This window comes from Paenibacillus montanisoli (assembly GCF_003268025.1).
In the GTDB taxonomy this organism is placed as follows: Bacteria; Bacillota; Bacilli; order Paenibacillales; family Paenibacillaceae; genus Paenibacillus_Z; species Paenibacillus_Z montanisoli.
The window spans coordinates 406171-427229 of the sequence record NZ_QLUW01000002.1 but is presented as its reverse complement, the minus strand read 5'-3'; the positions used below and the strand labels follow the sequence as shown (position 1 = coordinate 427229).

The following is a 21059-nucleotide window of genomic DNA, read 5'->3' as shown; positions in this document are numbered from 1 at the left end:
GGATGTGCCTGCTTGCTTTGCGAACGCAGCGATCTATACGCCGCATGGCATCGTAGAACGCGGCCGTCTCATAGTAGACGATGAAGGCAAAATCTCGGCGATCGACGAAGCCGGGCTGGCCGTCGACCCCGAAATGCCTGTTCAAGACGTAAGCGGCTTGCTGCTGGTTCCCGGCTTCATCGACGTGCATATCCACGGCGGCAACGGCTTCAGCGTGATGGCAGGCGAGCTCGAGCATCTGGATGGCATCAGCACTTACCACGCCGCGCATGGCACGACTGCTTTTTTGGCGACGACGACGACGGCTCCGCTCGAACGGATCATTCATGCGCTTGAGGCGGCGGCTTCAGCCGTCCAGAATTGTCGCTTAGGCGGAGCAGAACTCGCAGGCATTCATCTCGAAGGGCCGTATATCGATTTGAAAAGGCGCGGAGCGCAGAGTAAAGACGATATCCGGACTCCTTCCAGGCTAGAAATCGAGCAGCTCCTGGAAGCAGCCCGGCAGCAAATTCGGTTGGTGACGCTGGCACCCGAGGTAGAAGGCGGTCTGGATGCGGTCCGCCAATTGACCGAATCGGGCGTCACGGTGTCGGCCGGCCATTCCGACGCAACCTATGCGGAAATCCGAGAGGCGGTGGGCTGGGGCCTGCGACACACGACGCATCATTTTAACGGGATGAGTCCGCTGCATCACCGGGAGCCCGGACTCGCGGGAGCCGGACTGATGCTGGATGATCTGACTTGCGAGCTGATCTGCGACGGCATTCACGTTCATCCGGCGGTCGTCAAGCTGCTTTTCGATACGAAAGGGCCGTCGAACGTATGCATGATCACGGACGCTGTCACCTGTGCCGGTCTTCCGGATGGCGATTACGGCGATGTGACGATGCACGACGGTCAAATCTATTTGAAGGACGGCTCCAGTCTTGCGGGCAGCTCGCTCACGATGGCGCAGGCGCTGCGGAACGCCATCCGGTTCACCGGATACTCGCTGGAAGCGATTTTGCCGTCGCTCACGTCGGTTCCTGCGAGGCAGGCCGGTCTGTTGGATGCGAAGGGCACGCTGGAGGAGGGCAAGGATGCGGATTTCGTGCTGCTTGATCCGGAGCTGCAAGTGAGGCAGACGGTCGTTCGCGGTAAAACGGTGTATCGGAGGGAGTCCAATTGAATGAAACGGCGAATCCGCTTAAGCAGGCTTATGTAGGCGTAGATATCGGCGGCACCAACACGGTGATTGGCATCTTCGACAATTCAAGGAATTTATTGGGCAAAAAATCGGTTCCCACGCTTTTGCCTCATCTGCCCGGAACGACCGATCATCCGGCGGCTTTCTTCGATTTGCTGAAGGAGGAAATCGTCCAGCTCGCGCGGGATGCGGATTGCACGGATGGCTTGGCGCTCTGCGGGATGGGCGTGCCTGGCAAGGTTGATCCGGTTCGCGGAAGGGCGGAGGCGGCTTCGAATATGGGGTGGATCGGCGTTCCGTTCGCGGAGCAGATGGGCAGCCGTCTCGGGATTCCCGTGCGCATCGACAATGATGTGCGCATCTATGCCCTCGGCGAAGTGCTGGCGGGAGCCGGACAGGGCTACCGGAACGTGCTTTGTTTGACCGTCGGCACCGGCATTGCGGCCGCCATTATTGTTGATGGGCGGATTGTGAGGGGCGGTGATCATTTTGCGGGGGAGATTGGCCATGATCAGGTGGCTGGAGAGACCGCGCTATGCGCGTGCGGCGAGCGCGGTTGCGTGGAGAGCATCGTGTCGGCAACCGGCATCTCCCGAATGGCGCAAGAGGCGATCGCTTCCCATGGAAGCGGCACTTCGCTGAGCTTGCTGGGGCGCAAACCGACCGCATACGACGTCTATCGGGCGGCGAACGATGGCGATGCCGCGTCGAGGGAGATTTTCCGCTATGCCGGGGAAGTGCTTGCTTCGAAGCTGTTGACAGCGGTATGCCTGCTCAATCCGGATGCGGTCATCATTGGCGGCGGCGTTGCCGAAGCCGGCGAGCTGCTGCTTGGTCCCATACGGGAGAAGATTCATGGCAGGTATATCCACAGCAAGAAACCGGCTGTGTTGAAAGCGGCATTGGGCGACTCGGCAGGCCTCATTGGCGCGGTTGCATACGCGTCCCAATACGCAAATGAGGGGGAAGAGCAATGCGGGTAACGAAGCTGGTGTTTCCCGGCCCGTATACGGTTCGCTATGAGGATTGCGAGCTGAATCCGGAAATAGTCGAGCGTGACGTGCTGGTGGAAACGCACTATAGCTTGATCAGTCCTGGGACGGAACTGGCTTTGTACACGGGTACGCATGTCGATTTGCCAAACCCGAACAACCGGTTCGCTAAATTTCCGTTTTATCCGGGCTATGCCGCGGTCGGCGAGGTGGTGGCTGCGGGGGCGGGCAGCGGCTTCCGTCCAGGCGACCGCGTCTTTACGGGAGGGCATCATGCGAGCCATGAAGTGTTTCAAGCCTCGGAGGATGCAATTTTGCCGCTGTCGGACGGGCTGGCGCCGGAGCTCGCTCTGTTCGGCCGGATCGCCGAGATTTCGATGACCTCCGTGCTGCTGTCGAAGGTGCGGAAAGGGGATTATGTCGCCGTCCTCGGCATGGGGCTCGTTGGTAATGTAGCCGCACAGCTGTTTGAGCAGAAAGGCGCGATTCCGATCGGGATCGACGTCGTGCCTGAACGGCTCGAGCTGGCGAAGCGAACCGGCTTGGCGCAAGTTGTGTTGTCCGGTGGCGAGGGAGCGGAGCTGAAAGGCGCCGTTCATGAGATTACTGGGGGCAAAGACCCTGATATCGTCGTGGAGGCGTCCGGCGTACCTGAATTGGTCATTACCGCGCTGGAGCTATGCAGGCAGCTTGGGCAAGCGATTTTGCTCGGCTCGACGAGAGGGCTCGTCACCTTGAACGTCTATGACCTGATTCACCGCAAAGGCATCAGTCTAACCGGCGCGCATGCTTCGCTGAAAGGCATCGAAGGCCTTCCGACATCGGGCATGCTCTATAAAGAAGCGCTGCATATGATCGAAACCGGCGCGCTAAGCGTTGAGCCGTTCATTACGCACCGGCTGCCAAGCACGGAAGCGAAGCAGGCTTATGAGCTGCTGCTTCATAATAAAGATCGAGCCTGCGGCGTTATTTTGGATTGGCGGGCATGAGGGTGTAGGCGAAAAGAAGAGGATCCGATTCAAGTCCGCGGAAATCGCGGGCTTTTTCGGATTTCTTATGCACTTTAACAAAATTCTATAAAACAGCAAATTGCCTTGCGTATGTAATACTTATACTTATTTTGTGATCTTAGTGGTTTAATCCTTGCAGAGACAATTCTATAGACAACGAGAAAACCTTGATCTACTATGTAGCAACGAACATAATCCGATTCAAGTCAACGGAGATCGCGGACTTTCTATTTAGGTTGAGCTCTTGTCAATTGGCAAGAGGAGGAAGAAACAATACAGCGAACATAATAGAGGAAGCGCTATACGGTAAATTGTAGAGTATTTTACTAGAGATGAGAGGAGTTATCTAAGTGGCCATACTGATGGGCATTGATATCGGTACGTCCAGCGTGAAATCGATGGTAATGGACGATCAAGGGAACATGCTCGGTTTCTCGCAAATGGATTACGAAATCCGTATTCCGGTTCACGGCTATGCCGAGCAGAATCCGGACGATTGGTGGGGCTTGACCTGCCAAACTTCCTTAGCTGCCATTCGGCAAGCCCAAATAACGCCGGATGAGATCGCCGGAATCGGCTTCTCCGGCCAAATGCACGGTCTTGTTGCGCTGGATGCGGACGGCAAGGCGGTAAGGCCTGCGATCATCTGGTGCGATCAGCGTTCAATCCCGCAGAAGCAGCAATTGGAACGGCTTTTCTCGCCGGAGGAGCTTGGTCAGCTCATTCAGAATCATGTCGCGACCGGCTTCCAGTTGACTTCTTTATTGTGGGTAAAAGAGAACGAGCCCGAGGTGTACCGTCGAATTCGGACAGTCATTCTTCCCAAGGATTATGTCAGATACAGACTGACAGGCGTAATTGGCGTAGATACAACCGACGCATCAAGCACTTCAGCGTTCGATGTGGCGGACCGGGCGTGGTCGCAAGCGTTGTTGGAGCGCGTACATATCGATGCTTCTCTATTTCCGCAAACGAGCGAACCGTGGCATATTTGCGGGACCGTTACAGCGGAGGCGGCCGCGGAATCCGGCTTGTTTCCTAGCACTCCGGTCGTGTTTGGCGGTGCCGATCAAGCCATGCAGGCCGTTGGAAACGGCATTGTCCAGCCAGGGATGGTCTCCTGCACGATCGGGACGGGCGGCCAGCTCTTTGCGACGATCGATCGTCCGGCATACGATAAGGAATTACGGACCCATACGTATGTTCATGCGACCCCGGACAAATGGTACCTGCTAGGCGCCTCAATGAGCGCGGGATTATCGCTCAAATGGCTGGGCGGACAAGTATTGAACAATCGTGATTATGCTGCTCTCGATGAGTTGGCGAGGGATTGTCCTGCAGGGAGCGATAATTTGTTGTTTCTGCCGTATTTGGCAGGGGATCGGACGCCTCATATGGACCCTCATGCGAAGGGGGCGTTTTTTGGACTGACTTTACGTCATGGTACCAGCCATTTCGTGCGTTCCGTGCTGGAAGGCGTTGGCTTCTCGCTAAAGGACAGTTTTGATATTTTCAACCAGCTCGGCGTCAAGGCAGACAAGCTGATTGTGTCCGGAGGCGGGGCGAAGAGCTCGCTCTGGAAACAAATCATAGCCGATATTTTCGGTGAAAACGTGTATACCAGCAAGATGAAAGAACAGGCCTGCGTAGGGGCTGCCATTATGGCAGGCGTCGGCATCGGACTTTACGCAACCGTGGAAGAAGCCTGCCGAACCGTAGTACGCATCCAAGAAACGCCGGTTACACCTAACCTGCAAAACCGCGAAGTTTATGCGAGGCTTCATGCCGTATACATAGAACTGTACAACAACAATAAGAAGCTTTTTCCATTGCTGGATTACCAACCCGATAAGAACGGAGCGGATCATTCATGAACAAGCATGAGACAACACCGGCTGCGATTACCGCCGAATACGGCGGAGTACCTATTAAGCTGGACTGGGGACGAGTACGAGCGATATCGGTCGCCCTTGATATTGGAGGCCAAGCCGAGGGAGCTATTGCAGTGATCGCGTCTGCGGAAGCGGGCGCGCGGCTTCGTTTCTATAACGGCTTTTTGAATGAACATAAAGAGCAATCCTTGATCGCCGAACTGTTTACGGATGCCAAAGAAACGCCGCTTGTCTTATCCGCTCCATGGCATCGCATCGGCAGCTCGAAGCACACGGTGCATCTGCAATACTTGGGACATGCCGTTCGTTTATTCGTGGACGGGGTTCTCGTCGATGAGGATTGGCCGTTGGGTGCCATCGACCTGAGTGACGCTTCGATTCAGATGTACACGGCTGCTGAGCGTCTTCGCATATGGAATGAAGCGGTGTCGCCGGAGCCCGGGACACCGGAATTGGAGAATCGCATTCTGGGAATAGAGCCTGCAACCATACAATATTGGCGGCCAAAAGGATTCAACACGGGGGTCGGCGATTGCATGCCTTATTTTGACGGCGAAACCTTCCGGTTGTATTACCTGTTCGACCGCCGAGGCCATGCCAGCAAGTGGGGGCTCGGAGCGCATCAGTGGGCACAAATCTCGACGAAAGACTTCCGTTCGTGGGCGCATCATCCCATTGCGGTTGGCATTACAGCAGAAGAGGAAGGTTCAATATGCACCGGCTCGGTGTTTCTTAAGGACGGCGTCTATTATGCGTTTTACGCGGTCAGGGCTACCGACGGTTCCCCGGCGCGGCTGACCTGGGCAGAGAGTCGCGACGGTATCCATTTCGAAAAAACCAATGCAAGCATCCGTATGTCGGACCGCTATCTGCTCTCGTCCGTCCGCGATCCACATGTGTATCAGGATAATCAGGGAATCTATCATATGCTCGTGACGACAAGCCTAGTTCATGAGGTCAGAAACGAAGGCTGCCTCGCGCATCTCGTATCGGCTAATTTGACGGATTGGGAGGAACTTGAGCCCTTTATCGTGCCCGGCTATCACGACGAGCCTGAGTGCTCGGATTTCTTCGAATGGAATGGCTGGCATTATTTGATATTCAGCAACGACGGTCAGGCTCACTATCGGTATTCCCGCGATCCGGAAGGACCATGGCTGCGGCCGGCGATGGATGCCTTTGACTGCGTACAATGGCGCGTGCCAAAGACAGCTCCATTCCATGGAGGAAGACGGATCGCGGCAGGGTTTCTGTCCGAACCGGGCAGATACGGAGGCGAGCTAGTTTTCCGCGAGATTTTACAACGGGCAGACGGCGCTTTGGGACTTGGTTTCGTACCTGAGCTGCGTGAAGGGACAGGATCGGAATGGACATTCGACGACTTTACGGTTGACGCTATGAGTGGATTCAATGCTAAGACAATCGGCTCGTTCGACTCGGAATACGTTGTTACGTTTGAGGTGACAGCGAATTACCCCAACATGTATTTTGGCTTCTCCTTGTCAGATTCACCCCGTTTCGAGCAGGGTTACGATGTCCGATTCGAACCGTCGGCCCGAAAGGCGGGCATTCACCGAATCCATGCCAGCTCGCTGCAAGAAGATGAGTTTGCATCGATCTATCAGGTGGAAGGACTGAAGGAGAGAGTCGCCATCGAAGCTATTATCAAGGAAGGCTGGATCGATCTCTGCGTTGGAGGGACCAGAACTCTTATCTCCAGAACCGGCGGTGGGAATGGAAACCTTCGATTCTTCGTCCAATTCGGTTCGGCGACATTTGAGCGGATTATAGTAAAGGAGATAACGACAGAAGGGCATAACCGCGTGCGAAGGTAGTGATTTCTAAGGGACATAAATGACCGTTAGAAGCACAAATTCAAGTTTTCGAGATTGTAATGGACATTTATGACCGTTAGGGCTGAATTTATGTGGTTATGAGGCTGTTTTCGAGTCTAACGGTCATCCATGACCGTTAGACACTATTTTTTCAATAAATTAGGCTCTAACGGACATTTATGACCGTTAGAGTCTGGTAGATCTCTTGCATCCACCCAAAAGCAAGCAAAAAGTTTCTGCGTCGCACGCATGAGCTTTTTCATATTTGGCTCCAGTTCAAGCAGAACGTTGAAACCGCAATAAATAGGCTGCCACCTAACCATCAACATGGTTCCGGGGCAGCCTTTTTGCTTTGCTAAATCGGCGTGACCTGTACGCGATCGATCATCGCTTCCGCGTCCGCCCGGCTCACCTGGCCGGTACTCGGCGACATCGCGTTGACGGTTCCCGCCGCAATCGCGCAGCGCAGAGCGTCCGGGACATCCAGCCCTCGCGAACATGCGACCGTCCAGCCCGCGACGAAGGAGTCGCCGCTGCCGACGGGATTGACGGCTTCCACGGCAGGGGGGACGGCCAGCCAGAGTCGTCCGTCTGGCCGGGCTGCTAGACAGCCCTCGCGTCCAAGCGAAACTAGCAGCGACTGCACGCCATAACCGCCGAGCTGCTCGGCCACTTGTCTCACGGCCGTATGGTCGCGCGGATCGGTGCCGAAGCATTGCCGGAACTCCTCCTCATTCGGCTTTATCGTATGAGGCCCGCATTGCATCCCAAGCTTCAGTGCGGAGCCGCTCGTATCCAGTATAACGTTCGCCCCAGCCTTCCGTGCCTCCGCGACTAACTGGGCATAGAATGAATCGCCAAGTCCGCGCGGCAGACTGCCGGACAGCGTGAGCCATCTGCCTGGCTGGCAGAGGGTACGCCATAGCGCGAGGAAGCGTTCCTTCTCTTCGGGGGAGATTTCAGGCCCGGGCTCCAAAATCTCAGTTGATCCACCGGTAAGCTCGTCAATGATATTTAAACATATCCGGGATTCCTGCGAAATCGGCACCATCTGATGGGGCAAACCGATCTCATGCAGTTTGTTCATGATCCAGCTCCCGTTGCTGCCGCCCGCGAATCCGGTCGCCAGTACGGTAGCGCCTAACGATTGTGCGACGCGGGCCACATTCAATCCTTTGCCGCCTGCCGTTGCGTCAGCGTGGACGGCGCGGTTCACGGCGCCTGGCTGAAATCCGGGAACGAGCAGCCGTTTATCGATCGCGCTATTCAAGGAGACGCAGACGATAGACATGCCTGATGATTGCTCTACGTTCTGATTATCGTTCATGCAAGCTGCCGTCCTTCCGGCCAAAACCGCGCCAAGCCTTCTGAGGTAACAGTGCCTGCGCCGCCTATGGCGAGCGTGGAAAGCGCACCGCACGCATTCGCGTATTCGAGCGCTTCGAGATCCGATAAACCGTGGAGCTTAGCAGCGATGAAGCCGGCATTGAAGGAGTCGCCCGCGCCTGTCGTATCGACCGGCTGAACGGCGAACGGCCGGGCATGCTCGATCCGCCCGCCTTCGAAGATGCCGACCGAGCCCGCGCTGCCGCATTTCACGATTACAGCCCCGCGCGCAGACGGCAGACGCTCCGGCAGCTGCTCAACCGAACCGACCTCAAAAATCCGCAATGCCTCCTCCTCGCTCGGGATGAACCAATCGGTGTAGGCGAGCAGGGCAGCCAGCCGCTCACGGTCCCAATGCTCGGCTGGATCCCAGCCTGCATCGAAGGAGGTGGTCAGTCCTTGCGCCTTCGCCAGCTTGAACACCTCGATCCAGTGCGGCTGCATTTGTTCTTGCAGAAAGTAGGAGCCGAAATGCACATGCGACGCCTCGCGCATAAGCTCCGGCGGAATCATCGAAGGCGAAACCGAGCCGATCGACCCCATATAGGTGAGGAGAGAACGGTCGCTTCCATCGGTCAGCGATAGCGTTACGCCGGTTTGAACGGTTCTGTCTATGATTACATGCGATACGTCCACCCCCAGGCGTATCAACTCGCTAACGCTGAAACGGCCAAACTCGTCATCTCCGACAATGGAGACGAACGAAACGTCGAATCCGAGCCCGGCTAAACCGGCAGCCGCGATTGCCGAAGACGAACCGAGCGCCAGACGGAACTCGCGAACCAGCTTCTCCCGGTTCGGTTCCGGTTTAATGTTCGAATCCGCGAAAATCAAATCTACGTTTAACTCTCCGATGACGATCACTTTTTTGGTAGATGCCAGCGACATCGTTTGCAGCCTCCGTTTTCTCGTTTAGTTTGCTGTAACATCTATTGCTGAAGATGCGATCAATTCAGCCGCTTGCCTCCGGTAGTCGTCCCACTTGCTGCCGCAAGAAGACCAGGAGGCCTGCCCGCCCGCAACGGTTTCGTGCATGCCGATCGGCACTGCCTCCCGCGCAATGGCGTCCGCCGCTGCTTGATGGCCGCGCTGGGCTGCGAGCCACAAATATTCGTAGTCCTGAATGCCGCGGCGCAGATTTTTCATGCGGATCGAGCTGATCGGCCCGTCGATGCCGCGGTCCTGCTCACGGAAGAACGGCTCGCGGCCGGGATAGAACAGAATCCCGTCGCCATTGCCGAAGTGGACGCCGTCCTCGCCATAATAGGCCGCTTCATCCTTCGCGACATACATGAAGGTGACCGCATAACTGTAGACGTTCTGGTGCCAGCGTCCCCGCGGACCTTGATGGTTATGCCGCCAATGCGTGCCATGCCAGACGAAATAGCCTTCAATCCTATAACGGTACCGCAGCCACGAATTGACCCGCATGTCGACCGCTTCCGCTTCGAGGATCAGCGAGCCGTGATAGGGCCGATAGCCGTTGTAAAACCACAGCTTCTCTCCGGTTTCTTGACTGCGTGCCATTGATTCCGGATCGATTTTATGCGCGCACCAGATATCGATGGCATCTTCGATTTCCGGCGTATAACGCCGCGTCGTGAAGAGCGGCAGCCGATTGCCTGCGCCCGGGGAGCCATGAATAATGCCCGCTTGCTCCCGGATCCACTCGTACTTTGCCGGAAGCGGTTCGTCGATCAAGTAGTTGAAATAGACGCCGGGCCAATTCAGCTCCTCGAAGTACCGGACCCACTTATCGACTTCGCGCTGCATGGCTTCCTGCTCACGTCCGAGAACAGAGGCGCCGTACATGCCGATCGGAAAAACGCCTTCGCCGACTTGTTCCCCGGGTCCTTCATAGCCGTTCTCCTTCGAAAAGAACGATCCGTCCAAATACGGAGCGTACCGCGCGAGAAGCTCGGCATCGAACGGCTTCATGTGCACGTCGGAGCCGACCAGGTCGAAGCGGTGCCGGTGCGCCATGCGGCGGAACCGGTCCCGAATGTCCGGCGTATCCGGGTAATAATCGGACACATCGCTTGCATACACGAAGGTGACCGAATGATTCTCGTCCGGCAGCGCAAAGTCATAAAGCTGAAGCGATACCGGCAGCTTCGCAACCACCGCATCGCCGCACCGCACCGTAACGGAGCCGCTATACATCCCCGGCTTCAACGCCTCCTCGCGCGGAATATAGATATCGATCCAGAAGCCTTGATTGGATCGGGCGGACACGCGAACAGGCTGGCCGCCAAGCCGAGGGCGGGCGTTTGCGGGAATGAGCCCATCCGGAATCCAGCCGGAGCGGTGGAGAGGAGGCGCGGATTCCGCATAGAACCATTGTGGTGCCGTTCCTAAATCAGGGGAGACATACAGATAATGCTGAGTGAACACTTCGATTCGCCGGCCAACATAGTTAGTCGGGTCCGGGTCGAGCGCAGCGTCATTCTCGATCCGGCTTTCCTCATGCTCCGCATGGACGAGCCCGGACATCTCGACAGAGAGGCTTGAGGCCTCCTCGTCCCCGTTCTCCACGATGACCTGAAAAGCGATCGTCTCGTTTCGGGCGCCGAACAGCCGAATCGTGCGGCCGTCCCATACGCTGTTGCCGGTTTTATTCGGATTCGCCAAGTCCTCCTTCAACACCTTCTCGCCGTCGTTCACTGCCCATACCGAAAGCTCCATTTCGGAATCAACTCCTTCAAAATTTAACCGCTATAGCCATTGTGCGCCTAAGCCCTCCAAAGCGAAAGTGTAGGAATTTCGGATGGTTCACGAATTTACCGTACCTTAACTAGTCGCTTTTTTCAGTCCTTCACGAATTTTACGGCCAGCGCAAAATAAATGAACGAGTGAAAAATGCAGCAGTTTCATTTCCTATAGGGCTTACTGTACATTGGAATCAACGCAAGCGAACACAAATTGGAGGCGAGTCTATGAAAATAGCATTTTCCACGCTGGGGTGCCCGGCTTGGAGCTGGGAGAGAATTTTAAAAGAAGCGTCCGAGCTCGGGTACGACGGCATCGAAATTCGAGGTATCGAGCAAGAGATGGCGCTGCACAAATGCACGCCGTTTCTGCCGGACAATATCGAGCGGTCCAAGCGGCAGTTAATAGAATACGGACTTGAAATCATCTGCCTGGATACGTCCTGCGTCTTTCACGATCCGGCGAAGCTCGAAGCTTCGATCGAAGAAGGAAAGGCAGCGGTGGATTTGGCGGTCAAGCTAGGCGTGCCATACATACGGGTGTTCGGGGATGCGATTCCCGACAAAAACGCCCGCGAGGAAACGATCGCCCAGGTTGCGCAAGGCTGGCAAGCGGTTTGCCGCCATGCAGAAGGCACCGGCGTCAGCGTGCTGATCGAAACGCACGGCGATTTCTCGGATTCCCGGACGTTGCTTGCGGTGATCGAACAGGTCGGCAGCAGCGCGCTCGGCGTATTGTGGGACATTAACAATCCTTATAAGTACGGGGACGGCGAGCCGCTTGGCGTCACCTACGAAAGGTTAGGGCGCTACATCAAGCATGCGCATATCAAGGATACGCAAGGCGCGGAAATGCATAGCCAAATCACGCTGGTCGGCGAAGGCGACGTTCCAATCCGCGATTGCGTCAGGCTGCTCGCCGAGAAAGGCTACGAGGGCTGGTTGTCCTTTGAATGGGAGAAGCGGTGGGTACCGTCGATCGAAGAGCCGGAAGTCGCGTTTCCTCATTTCATCCGCTATATCAAGGAGTAGTTCGCACTCAATACGAAAGCGGGGAGGAGAAACTGCATGTCTACGACATCCGTGGAAGCCGGCAATACGGTGATCGAGAGCAAAAAAGCGCCGACCAGGTCTCTTGCCGCAAGGCTATTCCGGGAGCGCTACGGATTTCTTCTTCTGCTTCCGGGACTCGTCTACTTTATCTGGTTCCGGTACGTGCCCATGCTGGGCAACATTATCGCCTTCGAGGATTACAGCCCGTTCAAAGGGTTTCTGCACAGCGATTGGGTAGGCCTGAAGCATTTTAAGCGCATCTTCGAGGATGCGGAAGTGGTCCGGGTCATCGGGAACACGCTCTGGCTTTTTTTCCTGCAAACGTTGTTCGCATTCCCTGTGCCGATCATCCTTGCGCTCATGCTGAATGAAGTAAGGAATCAGCGGGTGAAGCGCCTCATTCAATCGGTCGTCTATTTGCCCCACTTCCTCTCCTGGGTCGTCGTTGTCGGCATCGTGACGATTTTCCTGAAGACGGAGGGGATCGTTAACAAAGGGCTGCACTTCGTCTTCGGGATGGAACCGATTCAGTTCCTCCAGGAACCGGGTTGGTTCATGCCGCTTATTGTGCTCGAGGTCATCTGGAAGGAAGCGGGCTGGGGCACGATTATTTTCCTCGCTGCACTCGCCGGCGTTAATCCGACTCTCTATGAAGCGGCCATTGTGGATGGCGCGAGCCGGTGGCGCCAGATGTGGCATATTACGCTCCCTGCGATTCGGGGCACGATCATTATTCTATTGATCCTGCGGCTTGGCAGCGTGCTTGATTCAGGCTTCACGCAAATTTTCCTCATGTTGAATCCGTTCACGATGGATGTCGGCAACGTCCTCGACACTTTCGTTTACTTCAAAGGGATCCAGCAGTCAGACTTCAGCTTCGGTACGGCAGTCGGGTTGTTCAAAGGGCTTGTCGGCCTGGTGCTAATCTTGGCTGTGAACCGGCTGGCCAAAAAGTTCGGCGAAGAAGGGGTATTCTAAATCAGGGAGGAGTGGGCGAGTCATGCCGATCAAGCGAACCTTGTCGGATCGGATCACCGATGGAATCAACCTGTTGCTGCTGCTGCTGCTGTCGCTTGTGATGCTGTTTCCGTTCTATTACATTACCGCGGTCTCGTTCTCTTCCTATGAAGAGTTCGTGAATACCGAGTTGCTCCTGTTCCCGAAAGCCTGGGTGCTGGACGCGTACCGGTTCATTTTCGACTCCAAGGAATTTATCCGATCCATCGGCGTAACGGTGTATATTACGATCGTCGGCGCTCTCGTTAGCCTTCTGCTCACCTCCACGATGGCTTTCTCGCTGACGAGAAGGCTGTGGGGCCAACGGTTCTATCTGTTCCTCGTGTTGTTTACTTTCATTTTCGGGGCGGGCATGATCCCGACCTACTTGATAGTCAAAGCGACGGGCCTGATCAACTCCTATTGGTCGCTTATCATTCCGGATGCCATCAGTTCCTTCAACCTCATCGTCATGCGCCAGTTCTTCATGAGCATTCCGGAGGAATTGAACGAAGCCGCCGTTATCGACGGCGCGAACGATTGGCAAATTTACACCCGCATCATTCTCCCGCTATCCAAACCGGCGCTTGCCGCCTTCGGCCTCTTTTACGCGGTCGGCCAATGGAACACCTATTTTAACGCGATCCTGTACTTGAACGATCCGGCGAAATGGACCGTGCAGGTCATCCTGAGACAAATCGTCATTCTGGACGACGCCGCCAACACCCTTGCAAGCGCCGCGCGCGATGCCGCGAGATCGGCACACTTGCCGCCGCCGGAGACGATCGGCATGGCCGCCATCATTTTAGCGACGATACCGATTTTGATCGTGTATCCGTTTCTGCAAAAGCATTTCGCCAAGGGGGTGATGCTGGGCTCGGTAAAGGGTTAATAAGCAGGATTGTAATTGCGTCCAGATTCGGCATACCATTAAGATGGATACTAGGGAGGGGCTAAGCATGAAAACGAAGAAAATCGTGACGCTGTTAGCGGCCGCAAGTATCATTACCGGGCTTACCGGATGCGGCGGCTCTAACGACAACGGCAATAACAAGCCTGCCAACACCGCTCAAACGACCGACTCCAGCAATACGCCGGCCGCGACAACCGAGAACGAGCCGGCTGCAACCAACCAGCAGCCTGCGGCTGATGAAAAGAAGCAGCTCGAAATTTCCACCATACAAGGCACATGGGCCAGTCCGCTCCCGGACCCGAACGGAAACGGCGCCAAGATGATCAATGAGAAGTTCAACGTCGATCTTAAGACGCAGTTCGTGCCTTATGACGAATATGCGAACAAGCTGCCGGTCGTCATGGCTGCCGGCGATCTGCCGGATGTCATCGGCATGGAAGGAGTCGATGCCAACTTCGTCAAATGGGCGAAACAAGGCGCGTTCCTCCCGCTGAACGATTACATCGACAAGTACGATGCGATCAAGAACATTCCGAAGAACGTCTGGGATGCCGTTACGGTTGACGGCAAGATTTACGCGATTCCGAATTATTTCCCTTCAAAATATGGCAAGAAGCCGATCATCCGCCAAGACTGGCTCAACAATCTAGGCTTGTCGATGCCAACCACCTATGACGAACTGAAGAAAGTCGCGATCGCCTTCACGAAGAACGATCCGGACAAGAACGGCAAGAACGATACGCTCGGTTTGGGCCTTGCAAAGTCCATTGTCTACGGTGCATGGATGGGCGCGGAGTGGGACAGCGGATGGTATCACAAGAACGAGAATGGCCAGCTGATTCCGGGCAATATCTCCGAAGGCTTCAAAAAGCAAGTGACGCTGCTGCACGATCTGTACCAAGAAGGAGCCATCAGCAAGGACTGGGCCGTCACCAAGTCGGCAGACGCCCGCAAAGATTTCTTCGCCGGCAAAATCGGCATCTTCTACGAACAACCGTATGATATTTCCGAAACGCGATTCAAGACGCTGAAGGAAACGAATCCGGGCGCGGAGCTCGCGGTCATTCCTCCGTTCGTGCAAGAGGACGGCCAGCAAGGCTTTACCGGCCTGTCGGGCTTTTACGAGCTGCACAGCTTAAACGCGAAAATGGCAGACGATCCGGACAAGATCGATCGCATTCTAGAAATGATCAACTACTTCATGACGTTCATACCGGTCGATCAGCGCAACGATCAAAATCCGGAGTATGATTGGCAGTACGGCGGCGTAGGCAAAGGGTACACGATGGAGAACGGCGTTGCCCTCTCGATAGATGGCGCGTTCAGCGAGATGCCTACGACGTATTTCGGCATTCGGTACTGGGCGCCGACGGATGAAGACACCCAGCCGGCGATGGTGCTTCAGGATCCGTTCACGAAAGGGTTCGTGCAGTCGGCGGTCGATCTGCTGAAGACGACGAAGACGTATCTGGACCCGGTCAACCGCATTCACTCCGACTTGTTGTACGCGAAAGTATCTGAGTTGGATCAGGCTGTTGTCGAACATACAACGAAGATGATTGTCGGTCAGGAGCCGATCGCCGACTGGGATAAGATGGTCGAGGAATATTTGAACGCGGGCGGCCAGGAAATCATCGACGACGTCAACAAACTGCTGGACGAAAACGGAATCGCGGGCGAATGGAAATAGGCCGTCCCAAGGTGTGAGGGAGAGAGGAAACTCTCTCCTTCTTTACATAGGACGTATTGAAGCGACAAGACGAAAGGAGCTGGCTATGCGTACATTCTCCTTGCAGGAAGAGCAGGCCAATCGGCGGCGAGAGCTGTCCTACATCGACGATTATCCGGATATCGAGCGGTTTCACAGCCATCCGTTCCGGCGCTATCTGGATAGGCTGAACGCCGATTATTTAGTCAAACGCAAGTCTGCGCTAAAACAGGTGAACGATAAAGCGTCGGCGATGGCGTACCGGCAGCAGGTTCGGGATGCCTTCCGCGCGTCCGTCGGTCCGCTCCCGGAAGAAGCCGGCGGCAGTGCTTTTGTAACCGGAACGCTGGATCGGGGAATCTACCTGATTGACAAGGTGTGCATCGAAACGGTCGCGGGGCTACTTGCAACAGGCAGCTTCTATTACCCGAAGCAGCGAAGCGGACCGCTGCCGGCTCTCCTGCTGTTCTGCGGTCACGCGAATGAAGGGAAAGCGTATGGTTCTTATGTGTCGTTCTGCGTTGAAGCGGTTATGAACGGCTTCTGCGTATTGACGTTCGACCCGATCGGGCAGGGGGAGAGGCGGGTTCCGCAAGCGGGCGGGAGCGGAGATGGGGCATGGATGGACCCGGTGGCCGCCCACTGCTTCCTGGATCAAAAGCTTAGTTTGCTGGGCGAGCATCTTGGCGCCCACATGATGCGCGATAATATCGCCGCGCTGTCGTATTTGCTTTCGAGACCTGAGGTGGACGCGACGCGGATCGGCGTGACCGGCAATTCCGGCGGCGGCACGATGTCGGCGTATATGGGGGCCTATGACGACCGAATCCAGGCGGTTGCGCCGTGCTGCTACATTACCGAGCTTCGCTCGCTGTTGTACCGCATCATGGCGCAAGACGCGGAGCAATGCTTGCCCGGCTTCATGCAGCGCGGACTCGATCACAGCGATCTCGTGACGGCCGCAGCGCCGAAGCCGTATCTGATCGGCGCGGCCATGTTCGATTTCTTCCCGATCGACGGCTTGCGCGATGCGTTCATTGAAGCGAAGAAGCTGTACCGGCTGCTCGAAGCGGAAGAGCTATTGGAGCTGTACGTATCGATGAAAGGCCACGGCTTCTGGCACGATATGCGGGAACAGGTGCTTCGTTTCTTCTGCCGAACGTTCCAGGTTGCCTACCAGCCTGATAAGGCAATTGATTATGAACGGCTGCCTACGGAGACGGAATTGCTTTGCATGGGGTTAGGCGAGGCATCGAGCGAATTCGCAGCTGACGGCACGATGCAGCAAATCATCCGGGAGCATCTGCAGTCGCTTCCTTCCAAGCTGGAGCCCGGAGAAGTCCGGGAGCGTCTGAAGGAGATGCTGCAGCTGCCTCTGGACAGCGATTTGCGGTTGTCGCCGCTAGCCGTCGACGAAAATGGCGGTATTGCTTTCGAGTCCGAGGAGGGCATGCGCATTTCCGGCTCCTTGCATCGTTTCACGACGGATCGGGGTACGGCCCGGATTTGCCTAGCGGTCGGCGGCATGAGCGAGAAGGGCCTTGAACAAGCCCGGGAGGCCGGGTATGACGCGGTGTTTACGATTCATCCGCGCGGCTCAGGGCCTGCGGCAATGGAGAAGGAATGTACCTTCGGCATGTTCGAGCCTGAAAATGCCAGCGGCTACAACGCCCGGATGCTGGGCCGATCGCTGCAAGGCATGCGGGTCGCCGATGCGCTCGCCGCGATCAGCGGTTTGAAACAGTTACGCGGCTTCGAAAAGGCGGAGATCACCCTATACGGGGAGGAAGAGCATGCGCTAACCGCGTTGTATGCTGCCGTGTTGACGGGCGGCATTCACAGGCTGCGCGTTGCGGGCTTGCTCGAGAGCTTCCGAGCGTTTGCGGAAGCTAAAGGACACCGGTATGAATCAGGCATCATCGTTCCTGGACTGCTTTGCGCCTTCGACATTCCCGATCTGGTTCAAGTCTTGCAGCCGGGCAACGTCTTCGTTGAGAGCTGGCTGGATCCGATGAAAAAGACAGTCACTACGCAGCATGGAGGTACATGGAACCGATGAGGGGACAACAACTGTTGAGCGGAGTTCACCAAGCGATCGGCAATACGCCGATGGTACGTCTCTCGAGGCTGACAGCCGGCTTCGAAGGCGCGATCTATGCCAAGCTGGAGTACCTCAATCCCGGCTTCAGCAAGAAGGATCGGATCGCCTTGCAAATCATTGAGGAAGCCGAAAGGGACGGCAGCCTGCTGCCGGGGCAGACGGTCGTCGAGCTGACTAGCGGCAATACCGGCACCGGTCTTGCCATCGTTTGCGCGGTGAAGGGATATCCGTTTGTTGCGGTCATGTCCAAAGGCAATTCCTATGAGCGTGCGCGCATGATGATGGCGCTCGGCGCAGAAGTCGTGCTGGTGGACCAGGCGCCGGGCTCGGTACCGGGGCAGGTGTCGGGCGATAGTCTAGCGATAGTGGAAGCGGAGGCGCAGCGTCTCGTTCGCGAGAAAGGGGCGTTCCGCGCGGATCAATTCGAGCGCCTCGGCAACACGCATGCCCATGAATACTACACGGCCATGGAAATGTGGGAGCAAACAAAAGGCGAAATCGACGTATTCGTCGACTTCGCCGGAAGCGGAGGCACGTTCGCTGGATGCGCCAAGGCGTTGAAACGCTGCAATCCAGCTATCCGCTGCTATGTCGTTGAGCCTGAAACCGCACCGTATCTTGCCGGGCAGCCGGTTACGAATCCGAATCACCGTATCCAGGGCGGCGGGTACAGCATGAAGCTGCCGCTGCTGGATAAGGAGGATGCTACCGATTATTTGACCGTATCGGATGAAGAAGCCATTGAGGCGACAAGGGAGTTAGCCCGCAAGGAAGGCATTTTCGCCGGCTTCTCCTCGGGCGCTAACGTCGCCGCGGCGCTGCGGCTGCTGCGCGAACGGGAGCGCGGCGCCCGGATCGCGCTCACCATCAACGATTCCGGTCTTAAGTACTTAAGCACCGATTTGTACGAATAAGCCCTAGGCTAGACCCGTTCCACCTTGCGGAACTCGCTTGGTGTAACGCCCGTAAATTTTTTGAACATCCGGTTGAACGAGTTAATGTTCTGGTAACCGACCCGGGCGGCGGCGTCCTGGATTTTGACGTCCGAGCGGGAGAGCAGCTCCTTCGCCCGGCTTATCCGGATTAAATTAACATAATCGACGAAATAGGTGCCGGTCTTCTCTTTGAAATACGTGGACAGATAGCTGCGCGTTATGTTTAGCTTGTCGGCCATCATATCGAGCGTAATATCATTGGCATAGTGCTGCTCCAAATACTCAAACACGAAGCTCGTAATATGATCCTTCTTCTCTTTCTTGCTCTTGATCAAATCCGTCAACCGCGGCAGCCATTCTTCGAACAGCAGCTCCAACTCGTCGAACGTATGACAGTGCTGCAGGCGGGCTTGCATCGTCTGGAGCAGCTCCGAATCGAGCTGATTGACGATAAAAGCCCGTTTGGTCCGGTCTACGATGCAGCTTACGAAGCTCTGCACCTCATTCTCGGTCGATTCCCGCTTCCGAAGCGCCGCAAGCTCGCGATGTATGAACTGCATCACTTGCGACTCATTCCCGTTGGTCATACAAGCATTAAGCTCTTCTTCCTGGGCGGGCATCAAATAATAATTCGCCAGCCTCGGATTGGCATTCTCGCGCAGCACTTGATTCATGTCGTTGAATTTCCGGTGCTGAAGAAGCGATTTGACCTGCTCGAATGACAGCTTGAACTCGTCCGGATGCTCGTACCGGTCGCTGACCGCTATCGTCGAGAAGCAGTAGGCACGGTCCAGATCGAGCACGATTTTGAACCCTTCCAGCGTTTCGTCCAAGCTAAGCTCGGCATCGCCGGAATAGATAACGGACAGCAGCTGATCGCTTTCGAGCTGGAACGTGAGCGATTCCGGATACTTCTCGGTCAAGATTTTATTGATATAAGCACTAATGAATAAGGTTGCGCGTTCCTCGTCATCATCGATTTCCTCCAGCAGCTGCGGCCGGAAGGTTAGCTTGAATAGCACGATCCGGTAGGGCTGGTTGCTCTTGATCAAATCTTTTAGGAAGCTGGCGTTGTTCCGGATGTTCTTCAATTGATTGATATAAGCGTAATGGCGCAGCAGGGAATTCTTCTCCTCGAGGTTTTGGCTGATGTCATAATTGGAATCGAGCAGGTGGCGGACCTTCTCCTGGATGATGGCAAATTCCTTGATTGCGCTGTTCTTGTGCCAGGGGAAACCGGTCGTCAGCTGCCCGATTGCCTGCACCAGCTGCTTGACCGGGCGGTTCAGCCGCAAGCTGAACAGGAAAGAGGCAAGGATGCTGATCAGGACGGCCAGCACGAGCAGCATGACAAAGTTGATGTTCCATTTCATCTGCGAGATGGTATCGTCCGGAATGACGTTCACGTAGGTCAGCCTGCTGCTTTGGCCCTTCTTATAGAAGTAATAATTGCTTCCATCCCTCAAGAAACTGGCATTCACGTCGAAGACCGGGAATGCTTCGTGTACCTCGTCGCCGCTTACGAAATAAGGCCGCTGTACATCGTCCACGATATAGAAATCATCCGTGATGGATTGGTGAAACGCCATGTACATCTTCTTCGCATCCGCAAGAGCGATGATGAGGACGGACGGATTAGTCTGGTTCTTAATGATAATCGGAATGAGCTGCCTTGTAATCTTCTTGTTCGAATAGTCATATTCGGAAAATATGGAGGAGGGCAGGATGCGCGTTACATACAGGTTATCGAATTGCGCTCTCCAAAAGTCGTAGGAATAGTCCGCGCTGGCAAAATAGCGCTGAAACATGACGTCGGCGTCGGCGCCGCGCGATTTTTCAATGGTCACGTTGCTTTTCTTGAAGTAGACGATCATATTCTCGAGGTAGAGAGATTGGTTCATAAGGAAAACTTGAAGCTCGTCGATCAGCTTGCTGCCGGCCGCATAATCGAAATTCGGCTTGTCCAGGGCGGCGATTTTTTCGTTCATGGAAAAGGATAGGACGGAATTCTGGATCAGGCTGATATTGGCCTCGTAACTGTCGATCGTGTTTTTCAAATTGACGGTATTGTAGGTGATGACTTCATCTTTAATTTGGCCTTTGTAGAAGAAAACGGAATATAAAATGAATGTAACAAGCAGGATCACGATCGTCATGTAGCTCAGCAGGAGCCAGAAGAAAAGAGAGGGAGATTTTATACGAGCGTAGGGTAACTTTAGAAGCGTCGCAATCCGATTCATGAAAACAACCCTTTCTCGTCGTGGTCTGTTTTCAAGCCTATTTACATCTATATTAATTAATAGACGGTGTTTGAACAATGGTCTTATTTTCATAACTTCACAGT

Annotated in this window: 15 protein-coding genes; 11 read left to right on the top strand and 4 right to left on the bottom strand. The window is 55.3% G+C overall.

Annotation, left to right across the window (positions count from 1 at the left end):
- Positions 1 to 4: 4 nt before the first annotated feature.
- From nagA to DL346_RS11185, 5 genes are all read left to right on the top strand, one after another.
- Entirely contained in the window at positions 5 to 1168 is a 1164-nt protein-coding gene (gene nagA, locus DL346_RS11205; RefSeq protein ID WP_112882211.1) for an N-acetylglucosamine-6-phosphate deacetylase, read from the top strand.
- Positions 1165 to 2169, top strand: a complete 1005-nt coding sequence (locus DL346_RS11200; RefSeq protein WP_112882210.1) for an ROK family protein — start codon at positions 1165 to 1167, stop codon at positions 2167 to 2169. The genes nagA and DL346_RS11200 overlap by 4 nt, the downstream gene beginning before the upstream one ends.
- On the top strand, positions 2160 to 3167 hold the full coding sequence (locus tag DL346_RS11195; RefSeq protein ID WP_112882209.1) for a zinc-dependent alcohol dehydrogenase: 1008 nt from the start codon (positions 2160 to 2162) through the stop codon (positions 3165 to 3167). Before DL346_RS11200 ends, DL346_RS11195 begins: the two co-directional genes overlap by 10 nt.
- Before the next feature lie 371 nt (positions 3168 to 3538).
- Positions 3539 to 5062 (top strand): xylulokinase, encoded by a 1524-nt coding sequence (gene xylB, locus DL346_RS11190; RefSeq protein WP_112882208.1) that lies wholly within the window; start codon positions 3539 to 3541, stop codon positions 5060 to 5062.
- The gene (locus DL346_RS11185; RefSeq protein WP_112882207.1) at positions 5059 to 6915 is read left to right on the top strand and encodes a glycoside hydrolase family protein; all 1857 of its coding nucleotides are present in this window, start codon (positions 5059 to 5061) and stop codon (positions 6913 to 6915) included. The genes xylB and DL346_RS11185 overlap by 4 nt, the downstream gene beginning before the upstream one ends.
- Positions 6916 to 7270: 355 nt before the next feature.
- On the opposite strand, the gene DL346_RS11180 is transcribed toward DL346_RS11185, so the two are convergent.
- From DL346_RS11180 to DL346_RS11170, 3 genes are read right to left on the bottom strand one after another with little or no spacing between them, the layout of a single operon-like run.
- Entirely contained in the window at positions 7271 to 8242 is a 972-nt protein-coding gene (locus DL346_RS11180; RefSeq protein ID WP_112882206.1) for a 1-phosphofructokinase family hexose kinase, read from the bottom strand.
- Positions 8239 to 9189: a carbohydrate kinase family protein gene (locus DL346_RS11175; protein ID WP_112882205.1), complete on the bottom strand. Its 951-nt coding sequence runs from the start codon at positions 9187 to 9189 to the stop codon at positions 8239 to 8241. Before DL346_RS11175 ends, DL346_RS11180 begins: the two co-directional genes overlap by 4 nt.
- Before the next feature lie 24 nt (positions 9190 to 9213).
- Positions 9214 to 10986 carry a DUF4091 domain-containing protein gene (locus tag DL346_RS11170; RefSeq protein WP_112882204.1) on the bottom strand — a complete coding sequence of 591 codons (1773 nt, stop codon included), beginning with the start codon at positions 10984 to 10986 and terminating at the stop codon, positions 9214 to 9216.
- 251 nt (positions 10987 to 11237) lie between these two features.
- Between DL346_RS11170 and DL346_RS11165 the strand changes: the two genes are divergently transcribed.
- The 6 genes from DL346_RS11165 (at position 11238) to DL346_RS11140 (ending at position 18694) form a co-directional block, all read left to right on the top strand.
- Entirely contained in the window at positions 11238 to 12041 is an 804-nt protein-coding gene (locus DL346_RS11165) for a sugar phosphate isomerase/epimerase family protein (protein ID WP_112882203.1), read from the top strand.
- A 36-nt stretch (positions 12042 to 12077) separates the two neighbouring features.
- On the top strand, positions 12078 to 13040 hold the full coding sequence (locus DL346_RS11160) for an ABC transporter permease (RefSeq protein WP_112882202.1): 963 nt from the start codon (positions 12078 to 12080) through the stop codon (positions 13038 to 13040).
- 22 nt (positions 13041 to 13062) lie between these two features.
- Entirely contained in the window at positions 13063 to 13950 is an 888-nt protein-coding gene (locus DL346_RS11155; RefSeq protein ID WP_112882201.1) for a carbohydrate ABC transporter permease, read from the top strand.
- A gap of 67 nt (positions 13951 to 14017) precedes the next feature.
- Positions 14018 to 15661, top strand: a complete 1644-nt coding sequence (locus tag DL346_RS11150; protein WP_112882200.1) for an extracellular solute-binding protein — start codon at positions 14018 to 14020, stop codon at positions 15659 to 15661.
- Positions 15662 to 15746: 85 nt separating this feature from the next.
- Complete coding sequence (locus DL346_RS11145; protein WP_112882199.1) at positions 15747 to 17738, top strand: alpha/beta hydrolase family protein; 1992 nt, start codon at positions 15747 to 15749, stop codon at positions 17736 to 17738.
- Positions 17735 to 18694 carry a PLP-dependent cysteine synthase family protein gene (locus tag DL346_RS11140; protein WP_112882198.1) on the top strand — a complete coding sequence of 320 codons (960 nt, stop codon included), beginning with the start codon at positions 17735 to 17737 and terminating at the stop codon, positions 18692 to 18694. The genes DL346_RS11145 and DL346_RS11140 overlap by 4 nt, the downstream gene beginning before the upstream one ends.
- Positions 18695 to 18702: 8 nt before the next feature.
- On the opposite strand, the gene DL346_RS11135 is transcribed toward DL346_RS11140, so the two are convergent.
- Positions 18703 to 20871, bottom strand: a complete 2169-nt coding sequence (locus DL346_RS11135; RefSeq protein WP_165822472.1) for a helix-turn-helix domain-containing protein — start codon at positions 20869 to 20871, stop codon at positions 18703 to 18705.
- Between the last annotated feature and the right edge of the window lie 188 nt (positions 20872 to 21059).